General features: G+C 34.3%; 17 protein-coding genes. 14 read left to right on the forward strand and 3 right to left on the reverse strand.

The window, feature by feature from the left end; translation table 11 throughout:
* The 3 genes from AWV75_RS04590 to AWV75_RS04600 form a co-directional block, all read left to right on the forward strand.
* Positions 1–810, forward strand: an 810-nt coding sequence (locus tag AWV75_RS04590; protein WP_060873262.1) for a PorP/SprF family type IX secretion system membrane protein, incomplete at its 5' end; no start/stop codon positions are given.
* Positions 811–823: 13 nt separating this feature from the next.
* A complete protein-coding gene (locus AWV75_RS04595; protein WP_060873263.1) occupies positions 824–2,788 on the forward strand; it encodes an OmpA family protein in 1,965 nt (654 codons plus the stop codon).
* Positions 2,789–3,213: 425 nt separating this feature from the next.
* Entirely contained in the window at positions 3,214–4,146 is a 933-nt protein-coding gene (locus AWV75_RS04600) for a PorP/SprF family type IX secretion system membrane protein (protein ID WP_060873485.1), read from the forward strand.
* A 193-nt stretch (positions 4,147–4,339) separates the two neighbouring features.
* Here AWV75_RS04600 and AWV75_RS04605 read toward each other — a convergent pair whose 3' ends face one another.
* Positions 4,340–4,963: a class I SAM-dependent methyltransferase gene (locus tag AWV75_RS04605; RefSeq protein ID WP_060873264.1), complete on the reverse strand. Its 624-nt coding sequence runs from the start codon at positions 4,961–4,963 to the stop codon at positions 4,340–4,342.
* A 58-nt stretch (positions 4,964–5,021) separates the two neighbouring features.
* Entirely contained in the window at positions 5,022–5,528 is a 507-nt protein-coding gene (locus tag AWV75_RS04610; protein ID WP_060873265.1) for a GNAT family N-acetyltransferase, read from the reverse strand.
* Positions 5,529–5,835: 307 nt separating this feature from the next.
* Between AWV75_RS04610 and AWV75_RS04615 the strand changes: the two genes are divergently transcribed.
* The 5 genes from AWV75_RS04615 to AWV75_RS04635 all read left to right on the forward strand — a co-directional run bounded on the left by AWV75_RS04615 (position 5,836) and on the right by AWV75_RS04635 (position 9,636).
* The gene (locus tag AWV75_RS04615; protein WP_060873266.1) at positions 5,836–6,264 is read left to right on the forward strand and encodes a hypothetical protein; all 429 of its coding nucleotides are present in this window, start codon (positions 5,836–5,838) and stop codon (positions 6,262–6,264) included.
* A gap of 281 nt (positions 6,265–6,545) precedes the next feature.
* Positions 6,546–7,787, forward strand: coding sequence for an ornithine--oxo-acid transaminase (gene rocD / locus AWV75_RS04620; protein ID WP_060873267.1), 1,242 nt, complete (start codon positions 6,546–6,548; stop codon positions 7,785–7,787).
* 60 nt (positions 7,788–7,847) lie between these two features.
* The gene (gene pncA / locus AWV75_RS04625; protein ID WP_060873268.1) at positions 7,848–8,462 is read left to right on the forward strand and encodes a bifunctional nicotinamidase/pyrazinamidase; all 615 of its coding nucleotides are present in this window, start codon (positions 7,848–7,850) and stop codon (positions 8,460–8,462) included.
* Positions 8,463–9,005 (forward strand): hypothetical protein, encoded by a 543-nt coding sequence (locus tag AWV75_RS04630; RefSeq protein ID WP_060873269.1) that lies wholly within the window; start codon positions 8,463–8,465, stop codon positions 9,003–9,005.
* A gap of 46 nt (positions 9,006–9,051) precedes the next feature.
* Entirely contained in the window at positions 9,052–9,636 is a 585-nt protein-coding gene (locus tag AWV75_RS04635; protein ID WP_002985967.1) for an outer membrane beta-barrel protein, read from the forward strand.
* A gap of 108 nt (positions 9,637–9,744) precedes the next feature.
* On the opposite strand, the gene AWV75_RS04640 is transcribed toward AWV75_RS04635, so the two are convergent.
* Positions 9,745–10,407: a thiamine diphosphokinase gene (locus AWV75_RS04640; RefSeq protein ID WP_060873270.1), complete on the reverse strand. Its 663-nt coding sequence runs from the start codon at positions 10,405–10,407 to the stop codon at positions 9,745–9,747.
* Between the two features lie 132 nt (positions 10,408–10,539).
* Here AWV75_RS04640 and AWV75_RS04645 point away from each other — a divergent pair, with 132 nt between their 5' ends.
* From AWV75_RS04645 to AWV75_RS04670, 6 genes are all read left to right on the forward strand, one after another.
* A complete protein-coding gene (locus tag AWV75_RS04645) occupies positions 10,540–10,845 on the forward strand; it encodes a rhodanese-like domain-containing protein (protein WP_060873271.1) in 306 nt (101 codons plus the stop codon).
* A gap of 85 nt (positions 10,846–10,930) precedes the next feature.
* Positions 10,931–11,809: a diacylglycerol/lipid kinase family protein gene (locus AWV75_RS04650; RefSeq protein WP_060873272.1), complete on the forward strand. Its 879-nt coding sequence runs from the start codon at positions 10,931–10,933 to the stop codon at positions 11,807–11,809.
* A gap of 109 nt (positions 11,810–11,918) precedes the next feature.
* A complete protein-coding gene (gene lpdA / locus AWV75_RS04655; protein ID WP_060873486.1) occupies positions 11,919–13,322 on the forward strand; it encodes a dihydrolipoyl dehydrogenase in 1,404 nt (467 codons plus the stop codon).
* Positions 13,323–13,436: 114 nt separating this feature from the next.
* Entirely contained in the window at positions 13,437–14,027 is a 591-nt protein-coding gene (locus tag AWV75_RS04660; protein ID WP_060873273.1) for a hypothetical protein, read from the forward strand.
* Between the two features lie 106 nt (positions 14,028–14,133).
* Positions 14,134–14,463 carry a hypothetical protein gene (locus tag AWV75_RS04665; protein ID WP_060873274.1) on the forward strand — a complete coding sequence of 110 codons (330 nt, stop codon included), beginning with the start codon at positions 14,134–14,136 and terminating at the stop codon, positions 14,461–14,463.
* 246 nt (positions 14,464–14,709) lie between these two features.
* Positions 14,710–17,580 (forward strand): alpha/beta hydrolase family protein, encoded by a 2,871-nt coding sequence (locus AWV75_RS04670; protein ID WP_060873275.1) that lies wholly within the window; start codon positions 14,710–14,712, stop codon positions 17,578–17,580.
* The last annotated feature ends 70 nt before the right edge of the window (positions 17,581–17,650 follow it).

Consider the following 17,650-nt stretch of genomic DNA (forward strand, 5'->3'; position numbering starts at 1 on the left):
AACCCCGCTTATGCAGGGAGTGTGGATCACTTGCAATTTTTTGGGTTATACCGCACCCAGTGGGTGGGATTAGAAGGTGCTCCTAAAACAGCGTATCTATCTGGAACCACTCCCTTGACCGATAATGGTTTAGGGATGGGATTTCACTTTAAGAATGACCATTTAGGGGTGATGGACGAAAATAGCTTGTCGATTGATTTAGCGTATACGGTAGATTTAAATTACCAGTATAAATTGGCCTTTGGACTAAAGGGAACAGGATCTCTTTTGGATGTGAATTACGATAAATTACACATTTATGACGGAAGCGATCCCGTTGCGGAGGACAACATCAAAAACAAGTTTTCAGGTAACGTAGGAGCAGGGGTGTACTTATATTCGGATAAAGCCTATGCGGGATTATCGGTACCGATGATTTTGTCTAGTAATGTTTACAACGACAATGATTATCGCGTGATGAAAGAGAAGACTCATTTTTACTTGATGGGAGGCTATGTTTTTGAATTGAATCCAGAGATTCAATTCAAACCAGCTGCTTTAGTGAAAGTAATGACAGGCGCACCTTTACAAGTGGATGTAACAGCAAACTTTTTGTTTTACGAAAAGTTTACCCTTGGAGCAGCGTATCGTTGGGATGCTTCTGTTAGTGGGTTAGCGGGATTCCAAGTTAGCGATGGATTATTCATCGGTTATACCTATGATGCAGATACTAGTAAATTAGCGAAATATCATTCGGGTTCACATGAGATTTTCATGAAGTTTGAACTATTTAATAACACGAAGAAAAAGGTTGCTCCGAGATTTTTCTAGAAACAAGCAAATTATGATAAAATACAAACTATATAACGGTATTGTTCTTTGTCTGTTGTTGACGAGTTTGATTGGCTTTGGACAAACTCGCAAAGAGCGCAAAGCTGATCGCGAATTTGAGAATTATGCTTATATCGATGCGATTCACGTGTATGAAAACATGGCAGATAAGGGCTATGTGAACACCTCTATATTGAGTAGACTCGGTGATTCATACTACTTCAACGGTAAATTTGTAGAGGCACATAAATGGTATGATCAATTATTTGAAAGTAGTTATGAAGATAAAAACCTAGCTACTTTAGATAAAGAATACTATTATCGTTATGCACAAACGCTAAAAGCAGTCAATCAATTAGAGAAAGCAGATACTATTTTACAAGAGTTTGTAACATTTAAAACGTCAGATTCTAGAGCACAGTTGTTTATAACTAATGACGAATTAGTGAATAAAACCATGCCTGCTTCTCGTTTTAATACAGTGAACTTATTAATTAATAGTGCGGAATCTGATTATGGAGCAACGCTTTTAGGTAATCGTTTGATTTTTACCTCTTCTCGTGTGAGTGAAGAAATGAATAACAAAGTTCACAATTGGACCAATCAACAGTATACTAAATTGTATGCTATTGAAATTGGTGAAGATGGAACTTTTGGAGATCCTGTTTTATTTGCGAAAGAAATAGCTTCAAAAGAGTTGAATATGGGATCGGCCATTTTCACCAAAGACGGTCAAATCATGTATTTTACCAGCAATAATGGGGCTACAAGAGGAAGTAAACGCACGCAATATAACAAAGATGATTCGTCTTTATTGAAAATATACAGTGCCAAGAAACAGGCAGATGGGCGTTGGGGAAATGTTGAAGAATTGCCTTTTAATATGGAGGGATATAATACAGCCCACCCCGCATTGACACCTGATGAAAAGTGGATGTATTTTGTATCGGATCGCCAAGGTACTATAGGTCAGTCTGATTTATTTCGAGTGAGTCTTTACGAGTCAGGTCGATTTGGTCCTGTAGAGCATTTGGGTGATCAAATTAACACGGCAGGTCGTGAAACTTTTCCTTTTATTTCTAGTGATTATACACTTTATTTTTCTAGTGATGGACATCCTGGTTTTGGAGGATTAGATTTATTTAAAGCGAAGATTAATCGCGATGGAAAAATTGGAGTTCCTGTAAACCTAGGCCCTGATCTTAATAGTGCTTTTGACGATTTCGGAATTTATATTGACGGAGCTACTAAAAAGGGTTTTGTTAGTTCCAATAGAAAAGGGGGGCAAGGAGGAGATGATATTTACTTATTTGTAGAAAAACCTTGCCATCAATTAATCAATGGATTGGTTTTGGATAAAGATTCACAAGAAGGATTGGAGGAAGTAGAACTTATTTTTTATGATTCCGCACAAAATCCAATCAAAAAAATGCAAGCTGATGAACAAGGGTATTATCAGTTTGATCAATTGAATTGTGGAGAGCAATATCGCGTTCGCGTTGTCAAAAAAGGATATTTTACCCGTGAGTTTGTAGTAGATGTGGATCGAAAACAACAGCAGCGTATTACGATAGAGTTAGAATCAGATGGCACAAAGATTGGATCAGGAGATGATTTATTCAAAAAGATGAAATTAGAGCCGATTTATTTTGATTTTGACAAATCTAATATCCGTCCTGATGCTCAGATTGAATTAATGAAAATTGTAGAAGTGATGTTGCAACATCCAGGCTTAAAGATTGATGTCCGTTCTCATACCGACAGTAAAGGTAATGATAACTACAACTTAAAATTATCAGAACGTCGTGCACAATCTACTATCCAGTGGATGATTAGCCAAGGCGTAGAAGCAAAACGCTTAACTGCTAAAGGGTATGGCGAAAGTCAATTGGTAAATAAATGCAGTAATGGTGTAAATTGTACAGATGAACAACACCAAGAAAACAGACGAAGTGAATTTATCATCGTGAACTTGTAAGTAATTTAATATAAGTAATTTAATTTTTTCAATTGAAAAGGATTAGCTGGCAACAGTTAATCCTTTTTTTTATACTAAACTCAAACAGATAAGGGAAAATAAAAAAAGGGTGTTGTAACGTGTTTTTTAAATAAATAATGATTTTTTAAATAGTTGCTGTTTTGGTTTAAACACCTTGTTTTTAATTAGTTATGATTGTTTTTTAACGTAAAAATAAAAACAAATCTAATATTGAGATTTTTTTGGTACGGTACTTGATAAAATGTAAATAAATGGTTTTGTAAATCAAATAAATAGAAGTCAATGTGAAGAAATGTAAATTAATTGACTTCAAATTTTGAAGTAATCTTTCTTGTTTTGATAGCGATGATCCAGCAGTAAGCTTACCCTATGAGACCCGTATAAAAAAATTAAAAATGAAGGCTATGCAAATGAAAAATACAATATCGTCTCTTATTCTGATTAGTTTGAGTTTGTTGAGTATACAACAGATTTTTGCTCAACAAGATCCTCAATATACCCAATATATGTATAATCCTGCAGTCATCAATCCTGCTTATGCAGGTAGCGTTGATCGACTACATATTTTTGGATTATATCGCACCCAATGGGTCGGATTAGAAGGAGCTCCTAAAACAGCGCACTTATCCATGACAACACCTTTAACCGATAATGGCTTAGGAATGGGAGTTCATTTTAAAAATGACCATTTAGGTGTGACAGATCAAAATAGTTTATCCATTGATTTAGCGTATACAGTGAATTTAAATTATGACTATAAACTGGCATTTGGACTAAAAAGTACGGGAGCTCTATTGGATGTTGATTACAATAAATTGCATATCTATGATGGAACAGATCCTGTGGCAGAAAATAATATCACAAATAAATTTTCAGGTAATGTAGGGGCAGGGGTCTATTTATATTCAGATAAAGCTTATGTAGGGCTATCTGTTCCCATGATTTTGTCTACTACCATTTACAATGACAACGATTACAAAGTGATGAACGAAAAAACACATTTTTATTTGATGGGAGGTTATGTATTTGATTTGAATTATCAGGTTCAATTTAAACCGGCTGCCTTAGTCAAAGTTGTAACAGGTGCACCTTTACAAGTAGACCTTACCGCTAACTTCTGGTTCTACGAAAAGTTCACGTTGGGTGCTGCTTATCGTTGGGATGCTTCAGTAAGTGGATTAGCTGGTTTTCAAGTCTCAGACGGTTTATTTGTAGGGTATACTTATGATGCAGATACAAGTAAACTAGCAAACTATCACTCAGGCTCTCATGAGATATTCATGAAATTTGAGCTTGCAAATAAGCAAAGGAGAAAAGTCGCACCTCGATTTTTCTAAACATATAAAGATTTCATAATTTTTTTTTATTGTTCTTGCTGCTTGGCAACAAGCAGTAAATAAGAAAGGGAGTAGTTCATTTGAATTACTCCTTTTTAATAGAACTAGGTTGTATTTAAAAACGAATAAAATACCTTTTTCAAGGTAAAATCAATAGAGATTTTATATTCGAGATATCTAGTTGAGTAAAGGTCTAATCTAAAGAGGCTAATGCAATAAAGCGCTCTGTGATGGCGAGTATATTGAACTGATAGTGTTGCGCTATATATTCAAAAGTTTGAGCAGTATAAATAAAAACATGCGTTTCATCTTTGCGGTAATACCAGGATTCAAAAGGTTTTTGATTGGCATAGAGATGCGTCATCACAAACAACATGCCCTTTGGTTTTAAGAGCTCCTTTAAGTGTAAGATTTCCTGATGAGGATGATAAAAGTGTTCAAAGACCTCACAGCTAAAAATATAGTCATAGTGGTAATTTTCATATGATTTATCTGGATAAAAATAAGGATCATACAGGTTGACTGCATAGCCGCGATCAACCAATTGTTTGGTAATAACAGGGCCTTTACCACAACCAAAATCCAACCCTAAAGTAGTTGGTGGAAAACGCAAGAGAATTTCATTGGTAATAGGCGAGGTGAATTTTTGATAACCTATATCATTGACATCGTTATTGTGAAACTCATAATGTTGTTTTTCCTGTTCTTCTGAAAAATAATATTGAACATCTTTGACATAAGCAAAACAAGTATCACAATGATAATAGCACGGATCAACTTTATGGGTTAATTGACTTTGACATAATATACATTTCATGGGAAGAAGTACTTTTCATGGTTTTTATCTCACAAAGATAAGAAGGAATTCTTTGCGGTTACTCTTTTACCTCACCTCCCTTACGCAGTTCTAACTGATACAAATGTAAAAGTTCATCTTGTGGATGTATGGTTTTAATAAAATGAAAACCTAGACGACTCAATAGTTTAATTGAGCTTTTATTCTCTGGTAGTGTTGTTGCATATAGTTTAGTGTGTAATTGTGTGGTTTTTAGGTGTTCAATAACTCTAGCCGCCGCTTCATAGGCATAGCCCATATTCATATAAGATGGGAGAAAAGCAAATCCCAAATCATGTGCATCTAAGTATGTTCTTTTAATGAGCGATACAACACCAATAGAGCGTTCATCTGTATTGAGGCGTACTACCCAATAGGTAAACAAGGGTTGATCTAAAATATTTTGAATGTAAAGCTGAGCGTCTAATGCACTGTATATATTGCGATTGCCAATGAATTTTAACCAGCCTGGTGTATTGACAATCTCCATGATAAAAGCATTATCATGATAATCAAGTATAGTAAGAGATAAACGTTGACTTTGCATAAAAGTTAGTTTTTGTGAAAGATGAGCGAAGTAATATGGCTTATACTTACTATATTCTTGATAGCACAAATATTTATAATAGTTAGTAAATATTAAAAGTACACTTTTTTATAAAAAAAAACAATTCTGCCATTTTATTAACAAGAAATAAGTCGGATACGTGTTGAAACTAAAAGAAGTAGGGGCAAATGGAGTTTAAATAGTAGAAAAACCTTTTATCGCACTAGAATTTAACAAATAAGAAAAGATTCTATAAGGGTTTAATCTAAAATATATCGTAATTTGCAAGAAGCAAAACAACAAAAAAATGAGAAAGAAAATTAATGTACTAGTTGCTTTATTTTGTCTTGTTTCCTTTAATTTAAAAGCACAAATTTTAGAAATTTACAGCAACAATAAAGCGCAGGAATATTTAGGCTGCCTGAATTGCCCATCAGAAAATAAAAATTCGGTATGGAATTCAAATGGAATTTATGGCAATGAATACAATAAAAAGTCTATTTGGAATAAATATGGCGTTTATGGAGATGATAAGAGTAATTTTTCACCTTGGAATCCACACGCAGAAAAACCGCCATTGATAAAAAAAGGAGGAGAATTTTACGGTTATTTTACCTTGAATGAAGTGATGGGGCAAAGAGTGGAAGTAAAATTAACTCGTATGTTATATGATTATTATATCGATATCAAAGAAGATCCAACAAAATGGGTCGAAATTGAAGAAAAATTAAAATAAACCAATAGAAAAGTGATCAAAGGTAATTTGGTCACTTTTTTTTATTTCTTTTTCATTGCAACTTTTGCAATAGATTTAAAGGATTAATGAAAAAAATAGAATAAAATAAATAGATAGGGACTGCAGTTTGATTTATTCGAGGGTAAATGCTGTAAATATACAAAGAACAGACATTCGGTTTTTTAGCAATAACCAAGTGTAAAATAGGGCAGATGAATGTATTTTTCGAATTATGTGCATAAAAAGAAGTAAATTGCAGGTAAATTAAAACAGATACTATTATGTCAGGAAAAATAACTTCAGAACAAGCAATTGCTTTAGAAAATAAATACGGAGCACATAACTACCATCCACTACCAGTTGTATTATCTAAAGGTGAAGGAGTGTATGTTTGGGATGTTGAAGGAAAAAAATACTATGACTTTTTATCTGCTTATTCAGCAGTAAATCAAGGACACTGTCATCCGAGAATTATTGAAGCAATGACGAAACAAGCCAATACGCTAATGTTGACTTCTCGTGCTTTTTACAACGATCAATTAGGCGCGTATGAAAAGAAAATCACCGAATTGATGGGGTATGATAAAGTATTGCCAATGAACTCTGGTGCGGAAGCAGTGGAAACGGCTTTAAAAGTTTGTCGTAAATGGGCATACGAGAAGAAAGGAATTGCTGAAAACCAAGCGAAAATCATTGTTTGTGAAAACAACTTCCATGGAAGAACAACAACAATTATTTCGTTTTCAAATGATGAAGAAGCTAGAAAAAATTACGGTCCTTATACGGATGGTTTTATTCGCGTAGCATACGATAATATTGATGCATTAAGAGCAGCATTAGAAAAAGATAGCGCAACAATTGCTGGATTTTTAGTTGAGCCTATTCAAGGTGAAGCAGGGGTTTATGTCCCTCAAACCGGATATTTAGCAGAAGCTAAATTATTATGTGAGCAACACAATGTATTGTTTATTGCAGATGAAGTACAAACGGGAATTGCTAGAACAGGTAAAATGTTGGCGATTCAGCATGAAAATGTAAAAGCAGATATCCTTGTGTTAGGAAAAGCTTTATCAGGAGGTGCTTATCCTATTTCAGCAGTATTAGCCGATGATGAAATCATGAACGTAATCAAACCAGGACAACATGGATCTACTTTTGGTGGAAATCCAATGGCAGCAGCAATTGCTATCGCGGCTTTGGATGTGGTATTGGATGAAAAATTAGCAGATAATGCAGAACGTTTAGGACAATTATTCAGAAGTGAATTGACAAAATATATTGAAACAAGTAACATCTGCACTTTAGTACGTGGAAAAGGATTGTTGAATGCAATCTTAATTAACGATACAGAGGATAGTGATACGGCTTGGAATATCTGCTTGAAATTAAGAGACAACGGATTATTAGCTAAACCTACACATGGTAATATTATTCGCTTTGCACCACCTTTAGTAATGAATGATGAACAATTGTTGGATTGTGTATCTATTATCGTAAAAACATTGAAAGAATTCGAGAGATAGTAAATAAAATATATTTTTAGTTTCTTTTTTTGTTATAATTTAAAATAAAAGTAGTAACTTATGAAAGCTTTATTGGTAGTTGATTTACAAGTTGATTTTTTACCTAACGGAGCCTTAGCAGTGAAAGACGGGGATGTAATTATCCCTCGTATTAATGTAATACAAGATCGTTTTGATTTGATTGTTGCAACGCAAGATTGGCATCCTTTGGATCACCAAAGTTTTGCTTCTCAGCATCTCAATCAACACGTATATGATGTAATTGAATTGCATGGAATACCACAGGTATTGTGGCCTGATCACTGTGTACAAGGAACAGAAGGAGCAGCATTTAGTCAAGCGTGGAATAGTAATTCTGTTGCTGCTGTATTCCGAAAAGGAATGAATAAACAAGTCGACTCCTATAGCGGTTTTTACGATAACAATAAAATCGACTCGACAGGACTTCTAGGTTTTCTGAAAGATAAACAAGTTACAGAAGTGTATGTTTGTGGATTGGCAGCAGAATTTTGTGTATTTTATACCGCAATGGACGCTAAGAATGCAGGGTTTAAAACCTATTTTTTGGATTTTGCAACAAAGCCAATTACGATGGAAGGACTACAACAAGCTAAGGCGAAATTGATTGAGAATGATATCGTTATCGTAAATGAAAGTGAAGAATTGAAGGTGTAAATGAAAAAATACAACGCGACGAATTTTTTTAAACATACATATTGTGAATGGACGGAAGTTCCAATGGAAGAGATAGCAGATACAAAACCCAATTTTAAAAGTGAAAAAGGGAGTTGCTATTTCTTTGATGAACAAGGTATTTATAGATATGCAAATCATTGGGGGAGAGTTGCGAATTGTAGATGGAAATTGATTTCTGACAAACATGCAAATCAAGGGTATACAGTTGGTTATGCCGCTTGGTCTAGTTTTTATCCCAATGATGAAAAAGAAAATAACTATGTTATAAGTGTTAATTTTTTGCAAAAAGAAGTGACGTTTAAACATTATGCAAGTCTTAACGGTAGCGATGCGTTTCGCAGAAATGCCAAAGACACAGCAAAACGCATAAGCGAAATTAAGAAAGTACTTCTTTCGGATGAGTGGGCGAAATACATTACTCATCCCAATATGGAAGAACTTCGACAATATTTAATTAACGGTCTCATCTGTACGAATAAAAGCTTGTTAGTATTAAAACGAGAATTTTTATCCCAAACTTGATGAAGGCAGCTAAGAAAAATAGGTATAATTAAAAAAGCAAAAAAAGATGAAAAAGATTACATTGATTGCAGCATTATTGTTAGGAAGTATGACAATTGCACATGCACAAAAAGGAAAATTAGTAGAAACACCAAAATTATCTGAAGATGTTGGAACAACGCCAATCAAAAAAGGAAACTGGATTGTTGGAGGTGCTTTAGGATCAACTGGATATAGTTTCGAAGAGGAGAGTTTTAATATTAATGTAACACCAAGAGCAGGTTATTTTATCTCTGATGGAATTGCAGTAGGTCTTGAGATTGGAACAGGGTTTCAAACAGTAAAAGACGGGGATAACATTTGGAGTTATAAAGTTATGCCGTTTGCAAGATACTATTTCCCAGAAGGAGCTAGTGCTACAGGACGTTTCTTTGGACAAGGTGCTGTTGGTATTTCAGGTGCTGAAGTTGCAGGAGAAAGTGATACATCTTTCGCATTTAATATTAATGCAGGGTATTCTCACTTCGTCTCTCGTAACGTTGCTTTAGAAGCAATTGTGGGATATAACTACAGTAAGTCTAATCAAGCAAGTGCTTCCGCACATAATGGATTAGGATTATCTCTAGGTTTCCAAATTTTCTTAGGAAAATAATCAAGTAATGATACTAAAAAAGGGACTCAACAGAGTCCCTTTTTTTATATAATTTACACAGATATTTTTCGCTCAATTTGTTATTTAACAAGAGAGAAAAACAAAAAATTAATCCGTGCATTCCATTAAGAGTAAATCGCCACTTTCATAAGTGATACTGACAATACCATCTTCGAGCACACTATTACTTGATCCTGTGCGGATGCCTAGTTCTAAGACTTCATTCAACAAAGGGTACTTCAAATTAAATGTTGTAATTCCGCTAGCTTTCCCAACGGGAATCAAAGATAAAATGGTATCCTTCGTATACCATTTTTTATAGGTAGAAGGTAATCTGAAAATTTTAGAATAATCATCGAGGATTACAATTTTCATGCTATCTCGATATTTCACTAAAGTTGTAATATTCGTGAAGGTATGATCCGCTCTTTTTCCAGTTGCCCAAATAACATTAGCTGCTTTTATTCCTTTAGTTAGTAAGAAATTCAATGCTTTTTCCAAATCTGTTGTTTCTTGATCAGGACAGTGTACAATTTCCAAAGGATATTGTTTGGCTAGGTATATTGTCGGATCAAAATCTCGATCAAAATCTCCAATCAATACATCTACTTTGATATTTAGTTCAATAACTCGTTCTATTGCTTGATCTAATACTACAATATAAGGAGACCATTCCAGTAATTGATCTAGTAAATCTTGACTACATGCCGCTCCATTAGCAATAATTAAGGCAGGTTCTTGATCATCTCGAACGATGTGATGTGATGACATAAATTAGTTCTTGTAATTGATAGAACAAAGTAAAACAATAAATCCTACTAAAAGTCTTTTTTTAGCGCGAAATAATAGATAACACATAAAATAACTTTATCTTTGAAGTTATTAAAAACAAGTAAACAAAAAATGGATTTAGCACAAGAACAATGGTGGGAACAATATCAAAATGATAGCAATGCTGTTATTTTAGATGTTCGCACAGACGAAGAGGTAGAAGAAGTTTCAATCCCCAATTCAGTAAATATTGATATCTATAAAGGTCAAGGTTTTTTAGATGCAGTTGAGCAATTGGATAAGACAAAGAACTACTACGTGTATTGTAAAGCAGGTGGAAGAAGTAACCAAGCTTGTATGTTGATGAACCAATTAGGGTTTGAAAACACCTTTAATTTACTTGGAGGAATTACGGAATGGGAAGGACCAACCGTATAGAAAGTCAACATAAGTTGACTTTTTTATTACAATAAAAATAAAATACGAAGAAATAAGTATTTTTTCAATCTCTTATCGTCGTTGTATGACCCATATTCATTTTATCGTTAATCCTATTTCAGGAAAAGGTAAACACAATATTACAGAAGAACATATTAGAACCTTTTTTCCCCGTGAAAAATATAACGTTGTTGTTCATTTAACTACCCATAAAAAACACGCCATTGAATTAACCAAATTAGCGCTAGTACAAGGAGCTTCAATTGTTGTTGCTTGTGGAGGTGATGGTACCATTCATGAAGTGGCTACAGAATTGGTACATAAAGACGTGCTTTTTGGCGTAGTGCCTGTTGGTTCAGGTAATGGACTAGCTTCTAATTTGTCTATACCTAAAGATATTGATAAAGCCCTTGAAGTAATCCAAAGACAATCAGTAGTTGCTATGGATGTAGGGGTGTTGAATGGGGAGTATTTCTTTAGCAATATGGGATTCGGAATTGATGCGACCATTATTGAACAATACGAAAAATCAGGAAAGCGAAAATTGGGGGCCTATATTCGTGCTGCTTTAAATTCTGCTCAGCAGTATCAAGCGAAACAAATGCGAGTAACCTATGATGGAGTGACAAAAGAAGTAAACCCCTTGTTGTTGTTTATTTCCAACTCGAATGAAATGGGCTATAACATGAGTCTGACACCTCAAGCAAGCCTTACGGATGGATTATTGGATTATTTAATGGTACCTAAAATTGGTATTTTAAAACAATTGACCTTTGGGTTATATGTTTTATTGAAAAAAACAGAAAAATTTAGACGAACAGATTATGTGCAAACAACCAAAATAGAGGTTGAAATTAAGAACAGTCCAAAGAATGGAGCACAAATAGATGGGGAGTATTATGAATTTGATACCAACCATTTTGTAATCGAAGTCGCACAAAAGAGTTTAAAAGTTATTTGTTAGTGTAAAATGGCTTTTTTATCATAAAAACAACACCGAATCGTGTAAAGAGTTATTTTAGAAAAGCGTACATTTGTACATCGTATATAAACATCAAAAAGTTAAAAAAAATATGAATTCATTTGACGTAGTTGTAATTGGTTCAGGGCCTGGTGGATATGTAGCTGCAATCCGTTGTGCCCAATTAGGTTTTAAAACTGCAATCGTAGAAAAATATGCAACATTAGGTGGAACTTGCTTAAACGTAGGTTGTATCCCATCTAAAGCGTTGTTGGCATCTTCTCACATGGTGGAAGAAATGAAACACTTTGCAGAACATGGTATTGAAATTGCTGGAGATGTAAAAGTGGATTTAGCCAAAATGATTGAGCGCAAACAAGCCGTTGTAGACCAAACGTGTTCAGGAGTTAAATTCTTAATGGATAAGAATAGTATTACTGTATTCGAAGGAGTTGGATCATTTGAAAATGCAACTACAATTAATGTAACAAAGAACGATGGTTCTGTAGAACAATTTGAAGCAAAACACACCATTATTGCTACAGGTTCTAAGCCATCAACGTTGCCATTTATCCAATTAGATAAAGAGCGTATCATTACTTCAACAGAGGCGTTAAAACTTCCTGAAGTGCCGAAACACTTAATTATCATTGGTGGTGGAGTAATTGGATTGGAATTAGGTCAAGTGTACTTGAGATTAGGTGCTCAGGTATCTGTAGTAGAATTTGCTGATCGTATTCTTCCTACGATGGATGGTGCAGTTTCAAAAGAACTGACGAAAGTATTAAAGAAACAAGGTATGAAATTCTACACATCACACAAAGTACAAGGTGTTGTACGTGAAGGAGATGTAGTAAAAGTTTCTGCTGAAGATAAAAAAGGAGAAATCATTACCTTAGAAGGTGATTACACGCTAGTAGCAGTAGGTCGTCGTCCATATACAGATGGATTGAATGCAGATAAAGCTGGAGTAAAAGTAACGGAAAGAGGTCAAATCGAAGTGAATGATCACTTACAAACGACAGCTTCTAACATTTATGCAATTGGTGACGTAGTTCGTGGAGCAATGTTAGCCCATAAAGCGGAAGAAGAAGGAGTTTTAGTAGCTGAATATTTAGCTGGTCAAAGACCGCATATTAACTACAACTTGATCCCCGGAGTAGTTTACACTTGGCCAGAAGTTGCAGCTGTTGGTAAAACCGAAGAGCAATTAAAAGCAGAAGGTGTAGCATACAAAGTAGGTAGCTTCCCATTCAGAGCGTTAGGACGTTCTCGTGCTAGTGGTGATTTGGATGGACTAGTGAAAATTATTGCTGACCAAAATACAGATGAAGTTTTAGGAATTCACATGGTAGGTGCTCGTGCTGCTGATTTAATCGCAGAAGCAGTAACAGCTATGGAATTTAGAGCTTCAGCTGAAGATATTTCAAGAATGTCTCATGCTCACCCAACGTTTGCAGAGGCTATTAAAGAGGCTGCTTTAGCTGCTACTGAAAACCGTGCATTACACGTATAGGTTAAGAAAATATATGTTAAAAAAAGAGTCTAAATGTCTATTTAGACTCTTTTTTATTTTTTACTATTCAAAAAAGAATATATTTGTTTTCTTAATTAATAAAACCAAAGCGAAATGAAAAAGATAATAGCTATTTTAGTGGGAAGTATCGCCCTAGCATCTTGTTCAAGTGATGATAATAAATCGTCTTCAGATGATCCTATTTTTTCTCAACCTTATACTGAATTAGCTAATTTGAATGAATTGCAAACAGGTAAATATCAATATGTAGGAAATAAAATAGGAGATCGTAAAGTAGGATTAGTTGGTGAAACAAGTAACTGTAAAAGAATTGACTATTTGTTGGTACATAGAAATCCAACAACATCAGTATTAGATTCCTTAACGTATAATAATTTCCGTTTGGATAAAGTTGAAGGAAAACTAGAATGTATCAGTATTTTTGAATTTCCTCGTTTGTTACAAAAAAATGAACTTTCACGTCCTGGTTATATGAGAACTTCTATAGAAGATGGTTATTATGAACAGTTATATAAAGATGATGGAATAACAAAAGATGGAAGAGCATATAGACGAAAAGATCACTTTAAAGGAGAGTTAGAAATTGGTTTTCAAGCTGGTTATTTAAGAGTTGAAGATCGCATCTCAGATTATAGTCGATTAACAAAAGACGAAAAAGTATACCTTTATTTTAAAAAAATGTAATTACAATATTTGAAAAAGCTTCCTTTAAAATTAAGGAAGCTTTTTTTATTAGCTAAGATTTCCAGATTGTTTTTATAACTTTGTGTTTTAACTAAGAGCGTAGATTATGGATATAAAGGCATTGATTCATCATAACTTAGATGAATTATTGTATTTAGCGGATAAAAAAGGAGTCTTAAATACAGATTTGGTGGTGAAAATTGGAGCTTTTGTTGGTGCAGCTGTACTAAGAGGTAGATTTGCAGACAAAAAAGAAGTAACAGAAGCAGAAATTAATGGAGTCTTTGGTATAGTGGGAGATTTCTGTAAGATGAGTTTTGGTCGTAGTTATACTAAAGTTCACTTTAAAAAAATGACAACAATGGCATTAGAACTTATACAAGAACCCACATTTGATACCGATGTTGAGGTTTTTATAAAGGATTTACAATCCTAAATGCTAAAAGAATAGAAAACAAAAGGGATGTTAGGCAACTACTATCCCTTTTTTTATTCCTAAAGATTGAAAATCAGTCTGAAACATATCAGATAAAAAAGTTAAATTCTTGCACATCATCTAATCAACGTTTCATCCTTTGAATATCAGGTGTTAATACATTTGCTAGATCAGGGCTAATGCAATATCTTGTACCTTTCGATACCAATACATAAATCAACATTTTACACCTATATCATGATTCGAATGAATAGAATAGCCCCTTTAGGAATTGGTTTGTTACTATTGACAGCTACTTTAGGGTATGGACAAAAGAAACCTTTAGATCACTCGGTATATGATCGTTGGGAAACGGTTGCAAACAAACAATTTACGAATGATGGAAAAGCAATCACCTATCAAATTGCACAACAAGAAGGCGATAAAACCTTAGTGCTTCAGTTTTTAGATCAAAAGAAAAAAGAAGTGTTCCCTCGTGGAGAACAAGCAACTTTTACCGCTGATTCTAAATATATTGTTTTTGCTATTAGACCATTATATACGGACTTAAAAGCTGTAAAAAACAAGAAAAAGAAAGAAGATGAAATTGCTAAGGATTCATTAGCAATATACAATCTAGCACAACAAACCATAGTAAAAATTCCACAGGTAAAATCGTTTAAATTACCGCAAAAAGGAAATGGTGTTTTAGCTTATTTATTAGAAAAGGAGCAAGATACGGTTGGTGGTAAAAAGAAAAAAACGGAGAAGAAAACAGATAAAAATGAACCTTTAACGCTGGTTGTACGCCATTTGGAAACAGAAAAAGAAGAGCGTATTGCCGATGTAGTTTCCTACCATTTTGATGAAAAAGGAAATTATCTTGTATATGTAACAGCTAATCCTGAACCAAAGAAAAAAGAAGATAAGAAAGAGGAAAATAAAGAAGAAGTTATAGCGGAAACTAGTGTAACTCCTGTTGTAACTCCAGCGTATGGAGCTTATGTTTTAGAGGTGAAAACGGGTAAAAAAACAGCATTATTACTTGGAGAAGGAAAATTCACACAGTTCAGCTTGGATAAAGAAGGAAAACAAGTAGTTTTTACGTATACACAAGATGAAGAGAAAGCGTTGGTGAAAACATATGCGATTTACCATGCTTCTTTACCTAAACAAGTCAAGGCTTTAGTTACCAATACAATCAAAGGAATGCCTGAAAATTGGGTGGTATCAGAAAATTATACGCCTCAGTTTAGTAAAAATGGAAAAAGATTATATTTCGGAATAGCGCCTCAACCAATAGCAAAGGATACCACTTTACTTGCTGATGATCATGCTATTGTGGATGTTTGGCATTATAAAGAAGATTATTTACAACCACAACAGTTGGTTAATTTGGATAAAGATTTGAAGAAATCTTATTTAGCTACGATGGATTTGGCCAAAGTAAATGCTATTGTTGCCTTAGCAGATGAAACATCAAATTACACTTCTTTGGTAGATGAAGGAGATGCAGCTATCGCATTTCAAGCTTCTGATTATGGAAGACGTGTAGAAAAACAATGGGATATCTCAGGGGTAACGTCGTATTATATTGTTGATGTGCATACAGGGACACGTAAAGAAATTATCAAAGACTTACCTGGAAGAGCATCGATATCTCCTAAAGGGACTGCTGTCGTATACTATAATAGTCAAGAGGCGAATTGGTATGTGTATGAAGTCAAAACTGGAATTACAAAACAATTGAATAAAGGCGTAGCCGTATCTTTTGCTGAAGAAGAGTTTGATATGCCAGATCTTCCTTCTGCTTATGGAATAAAAGGTTGGACAGACAATGATGAATCCGTGTTGATTGGAGATCGATATGATATATGGGAGTTTTATTTAAAAGGAAATAAAGCACCTCGTATGATTACTAATGGCTATGGACGTCAGCATAATCTTACGTTTGATTTACTGCAATTAGATGATGAAAAGAAGTCATTCAATAGAAATGAAAAAGCGATTGCAGCTGTATTTGATAATCAAACCAAAGACGCAGGTTATTTTTATGTGAATTTAAAAACAGGAGCGAATCCAACGAAGATTTTAGTTGAGAATTACAGCGGATTTACTTCCTTGTCTAAAGCAAAAAATGCTTCTGTATATGCCGTTACGAAAGGGAATTTTATCCATTCGAATGATTTATATGTAGGAGAGCAATTAAATCTAATGACCAAACTAAGTCAATTGAATCCACAACAAGAAGAATACAATTGGGGAACAAATGAATTAGTACATTGGACAACACCTAATGGATATGAAGCAACTGGAGTTTTGTTTAAACCAGAAGATTTTGATACAACGAAGAAATATCCGATGATTGTGTATTTTTACGAAAAACTGTCGGATAATTTAAATCGCTATGAAGCACCAGCACCAACACCTTCTCGTTTAAATATTCCTTATTTTGTGAGTAATGGTTATTTGGTATTTACACCCGATATTAGTTATACAGATGGATTCCCAGGAAAAGCGGCAGAAGAGTTTATTAATTCAGGAGTAGAGGTTTTGAAAAAAAATGCTTGGGTTGATGGAGATAAAATAGGAATTCAAGGACAAAGCTGGGGTGGATATCAAGTAACGTATTTGGTTACTGTTACAGATATGTATGCAGCAGCTTGGGCAGGTGCTCCAGTAGCTAATATGACTTCGGCTTATGGTGGAATTCGTTGGGGAACAGGAATGAGTCGTCAATTCCAATATGAAAAGACACAAAGTAGAATTGGAAAAACACTTTGGGAAGGATATGATTTATACATTGAAAACTCTCCTTTATTCAAAGTGCCAAATATAACAACCCCTTTGGTCATTATGCACAATGATAACGATGGAGCAGTGCCTTGGTATCAAGGAATTGAAATGTTTATGGCGATGCGTCGATTGGAAAAACCAGTATGGATGTTGAACTACAACGGAGATGAACACAATTTGATGAAACGTCAAAATAGAAAAGATATTCAAATTCGTCAACAGCAGTTTTTTGATTATTACCTGAAAGGGGCACAAGCACCTATATGGATGGTAAAAGGAGTTCCTGCTGTATTAAAAGGAAAAGATTGGGGATTTGATTTGACAACAGAAAGAGTGCAGTAAATCACCAAAAGTAAGCATACATAAGGCCTAGAAGAATTCGTTCTTTTAGGCCTTTTGTTGTAGGTGAAAT

Source organism: Myroides odoratus, from assembly GCF_001549985.1.
Lineage (GTDB): Bacteria > Bacteroidota > Bacteroidia > Flavobacteriales > Flavobacteriaceae > Flavobacterium > Flavobacterium odoratum_A.